General features: G+C 26.9%; 7 protein-coding genes. 2 read left to right on the forward strand and 5 right to left on the reverse strand.

What is annotated here, in order from left to right:
* A partial coding sequence (gene trxA / locus M3Z80_RS09390) for a thioredoxin (RefSeq protein ID WP_293919356.1) occupies nt 1–295 on the forward strand: 295 nt, incomplete at its 5' end.
* Here trxA and M3Z80_RS09395 read toward each other — a convergent pair.
* Nucleotides 276–725: a regulatory protein RecX gene (locus tag M3Z80_RS09395; RefSeq protein WP_459251453.1), complete on the reverse strand. Its 450-nt coding sequence runs from the start codon at nt 723–725 to the stop codon at nt 276–278. The two genes, trxA and M3Z80_RS09395, sit on opposite strands and share 20 nt — an antisense overlap.
* 114 nt (nt 726–839) lie before the next feature.
* Between M3Z80_RS09395 and M3Z80_RS09400 the strand changes: the two genes are divergently transcribed.
* The gene (locus M3Z80_RS09400) at nt 840–1226 is read left to right on the forward strand and encodes a hypothetical protein (protein WP_293919358.1); all 387 of its coding nucleotides are present in this window, start codon (nt 840–842) and stop codon (nt 1224–1226) included.
* A gap of 90 nt (nt 1227–1316) precedes the next feature.
* Here the strand turns inward: M3Z80_RS09400 and tssD (M3Z80_RS09405) are convergent, their stop codons facing one another.
* From tssD (M3Z80_RS09405) to M3Z80_RS09420, 4 genes are all read right to left on the reverse strand, one after another.
* Nucleotides 1317–1712 carry a type VI secretion system tube protein TssD gene (gene tssD / locus M3Z80_RS09405; protein ID WP_293919359.1) on the reverse strand — a complete coding sequence of 132 codons (396 nt, stop codon included), beginning with the start codon at nt 1710–1712 and terminating at the stop codon, nt 1317–1319.
* 93 nt (nt 1713–1805) lie between these two features.
* Nucleotides 1806–2192 carry a type VI secretion system tube protein TssD gene (gene tssD / locus M3Z80_RS09410; RefSeq protein ID WP_293919360.1) on the reverse strand — a complete coding sequence of 129 codons (387 nt, stop codon included), beginning with the start codon at nt 2190–2192 and terminating at the stop codon, nt 1806–1808.
* Nucleotides 2193–2300: 108 nt separating this feature from the next.
* Nucleotides 2301–2819, reverse strand: a complete 519-nt coding sequence (gene tssO, locus M3Z80_RS09415; RefSeq protein WP_293919361.1) for a type VI secretion system TssO — start codon at nt 2817–2819, stop codon at nt 2301–2303.
* Between the two features lie 11 nt (nt 2820–2830).
* A partial coding sequence (locus M3Z80_RS09420; protein ID WP_293919362.1) for a hypothetical protein occupies nt 2831–3709 on the reverse strand: 879 nt, incomplete at its 5' end.

Consider the following 3709-nt stretch of genomic DNA (forward strand, 5'->3'; position numbering starts at 1 on the left):
AAATTTTTCAAATATTATTAATAGCGATAAAACTGTATTGTTAGATTTTTCAGCTGAATGGTGTCAACCATGTAAAATATTAGCACCTATTTTAAAAGAAGTTAAAGAACAAATTGGCGAAAGAATAATAATTTTAAAAGTGGATATTGATAAAAATCCAAAATTAGCAAATTCCTATCGCGTTCAAGCAGTGCCTACACTTATACTTTTTAAGAACGGTGAAATAAAATGGAGAGATAGTGGAGTTAGGACTACTCAAGAAATTATAAACTTGATTAATCAATATTCTCAATAATTTCATGTATAAAATGATTTTCATAACCTTTTTGTTGAAGATAATTATATAATTTTTTCTTTTTTAAAAATATTTCAGATTCTCTAATTGTATTCCACTTTTTATTTGCTAATTCTTTAATTGTTGAAATATAATCATCTTCATTTATCTGTTCCAATCCAATGTTTATTAAATTGTTAGGAATTTTTTTTTGTTTTAATCCTTGTGTAATTTTAATTTTACCCCATTTTTTTTGATAAAATTTACCCCTTGTATAAGATAGCGCAAATCTTTCTTCATTTAAAAAATTATTATGAATTAACCATACAATTATTTCTCCTCTTTCATCCTGATCTAAAAAAGTATATTCTTTCAATTTTTGTTCTACTTCATAATGACTGCGTTCTTGATAAACGCAATAATCTGCTAATTTCTTTTTTATGTTAGACAAAGTAAACACATTTCTTATTTAGGATACTAAAATATTAAAAAGTTTTAAATTTATGTTACAAATAGCATTAAAAATTATTTTTTTAAGTAATTTTATCACATTAATTTATACCATATGCGATTTTCTAAAATTTTTTTACTAATATTTCTCCTACAAGCTACTTTTATAGTTACTTATGCTCAAGATAATACTATAAAGCCTGAAGAAATTACTGAAAAACAGATTAATGATTTAGATAAAGATGTAAATCTTGATGATTTCCAAAAATTGGAACTTCACGAATTTATATTAGAAAAAATTACAAAGGTTAAAAATGCAATAGATACAGGAATTAGCGATACTGAGTTAAGATTTTTAATGGAAAATAATAATAGAGAAATTGATTTTAAATTAAAGGAAATTTTATCTCCGGAACAATTTGAAAAATATTTAGAATTAAAAAGGGAACGGGCTATCAATATTGATCATAAAAAGAAAAAGAGAAAAAAAACAGTTAATTAAGTATATGTTTTAAATTTAAAAAAGGCGAAATACGCCTTTTTATCTATACTTAATTAAGTTTATATAGTACATAGGTAAATAAACACATATTTATCCTATTTTCCACACATTTTCATAAGCTACATTACTTATGGAAAGTGTTTTTGCTACAATTAAAAGATTAATTTTCATAGGTTCGTTATTTACAGAGTCAAATTCTTCCGAAAATTCTATACAATATCCTTTCTCAAATTTAACTTCTTGTAATTTACTCATAGCGTCTCTACGATAAAATATTATCTTTGCATCTTTCGTTTTTTCCGTCGAAAGCATCCAATCTACAAAATAGGGAGCTCCTGTGCTTTCAATCGTCAAATGAATTTGCCCTCCACGAATGCTAGCCTGTGGTTTTCCTGTACTATCTACTCCTTGATTAAAACTGTATTTGCACTGTAGAACATTATGTGTTTTACCATCCATTTCTAATTTAGCTAAGAATGATGACATATCTTTATTTTTATTTTGATTATATTAATTTTTGCATAAATAAAAGGGAATTAGAAATTCCCTTTTATTTTAGAAAGTAATTAATTGATGGGGTTATACCCATTCGTTAATATGTTCTCCAGTTCCCATTTTAATCGATCTTGCAGAAATGGTAAATGTTTCAGTAAGTGGATTAGTACCGGAAGCATCAAAGTTTTCTTTATACTTAACTACATATCCATCTGAAAAACTTAAATCTTTCAATGTAGCATTGGAATCTCTTTTTACAAAGATTACCTTACCATCTTTTCTTTCAAAACTGTTTGTCATCCATTCAAAGATGTCACTTTCTCCTGTAGATTCTACAGTAACTTCTATTCTTCCTCCTCTAGTTTGAGAAGATGGACGACCTGTTGGGTCTGTTTCTTGAGCTAAAGAATAATTAACATTTAAAATGTTGTAGGTCTTACCTGCTACTTCAAGTCTTGCTTTAAATGACATAATAAAAAAAAAATTATTGATTATTAATTAATAAAATTATTTATGCTTATAACACAAATATAAATATTTTAAAAAAACCTTATCCCATTAATTAATGTTAAATATTTGTTAATTTTTAGTTGTTACTATTTGATTGCATATTTGTAATTCCCTTGTTACAATTTGTAATTGTTTTTTATAGGCATCTACTTTAGCTAGTAATGTATCAATTTCAGATTTACTTTTAGCATAAGTTTTTAGGGTTTTCTTAGCATCAATAAGAGAACGACTTGTTAACAAAAAATTCGTATATAATAATCTTCTTCGTATGCTATCTTTACCAGGCATGTTTTGCTCCATTTTTATAATCATATCTATAGATTTTTGCTGATAATAATAAATATCATTATTAGGCATATCTATTGAGTCAATATATTTTTTTAATACCTCCATTTGATTTTCAAACTTTTCTTGATACTTAAATTCATATATCATTGCAGCATTCTCTTTTCTAAGCTCGTAATTTTCTTTCCAAGGTAATTGGTAATTAAAGAATATAGATATAACTATAACAACAATTGTTATTGTAAACAACGATATAAACAGAAGAAAAGCTATCCATCTATCTTTTTTATTCAATATTTCCATATAATAATTTTTTAGTCATCAAAAAATCTACTTTTTTTAGTTTTTTCAATTGGATTATTTTCAAAACTTTCTTTAATAAATATGCCTGTATCATTTCTTTTTCCAATGTAATCAAGTCTGTTTAGTGCTGCAAATAATTGTTCAATCATTTGCATAAATATATTTACCTTTTTAATTGTTTTATCAATTTGTGAGTGGTTATATCCTACATTCACTAAATCCGTAAAGAGAACTTCGAAATCTCCTTGAGAAAGTCCACACCATTCTGCCAAGTAATTCAATAACTCTTCCTTACCTGCTCCAGATTTGGCATCTACAAAATTTTTCATAATTCTTGCAAGTCTTACTATCTTATCCAACATATATGCCGGTGTGGTATATAATCCTAGCCAACGTAAAGAATTGATCTCATTCCCCAGATAATTTATAACCAAATCGGAAAGTTTCAATACCATTAATGCCAAATCATTAGTTTGATTTTTTCTATTTATTTTTTGGGCGATTTGAACGGCATATAATTCCAGTTGTCCCATGAACTTATCTATATTTGTATGTACATCTACTAAGTCTTTATGACTATTGGTTGAGGTACATGGAGGTATATATCCTGGCTGTAAATATGTTTCTTCTTTACTTACGACAATTTTCCCAACCGTAAGCTGATAGCCTACATTTGAAGATTGATCTGATATTTGTCCTTCTTGAACCAAATGTAATTTATAGGTTGGGGTAAGAAAGGGATATCTAGGAGGATTTTCTTCTGGATTTAAAATCCCAAAAGGTAAATTTTGAAAGGGGTTAACGACTATATTGGCAAGTAAAATAATTTCTTGCTCTTCAGTCAAATCGTAAACCGCTTCAGGATAAGGCATTTGTATGTCAATCGAATT

Source organism: Apibacter sp. (assembly GCF_025291155.1).
Classification (GTDB): domain Bacteria; phylum Bacteroidota; class Bacteroidia; order Flavobacteriales; family Weeksellaceae; genus Apibacter.

What these genes read in the sequence shown, in the direction of transcription:
- tssO (WP_293919361.1), bottom strand. Translation starts at nt 2,819, where the DNA reads ATGGAAATATTGAATAAAAAAGATAGATGGATAGCTTTTCTTCTGTTT.
- M3Z80_RS09400 (WP_293919358.1), top strand. Translation starts at nt 840, where the DNA reads ATGCGATTTTCTAAAATTTTTTTACTAATATTTCTCCTACAAGCTACT.
- tssD (WP_293919359.1), bottom strand. Translation starts at nt 1,712, where the DNA reads ATGTCATCATTCTTAGCTAAATTAGAAATGGATGGTAAAACACATAAT.
- tssD (WP_293919360.1), bottom strand. Translation starts at nt 2,192, where the DNA reads ATGTCATTTAAAGCAAGACTTGAAGTAGCAGGTAAGACCTACAACATT.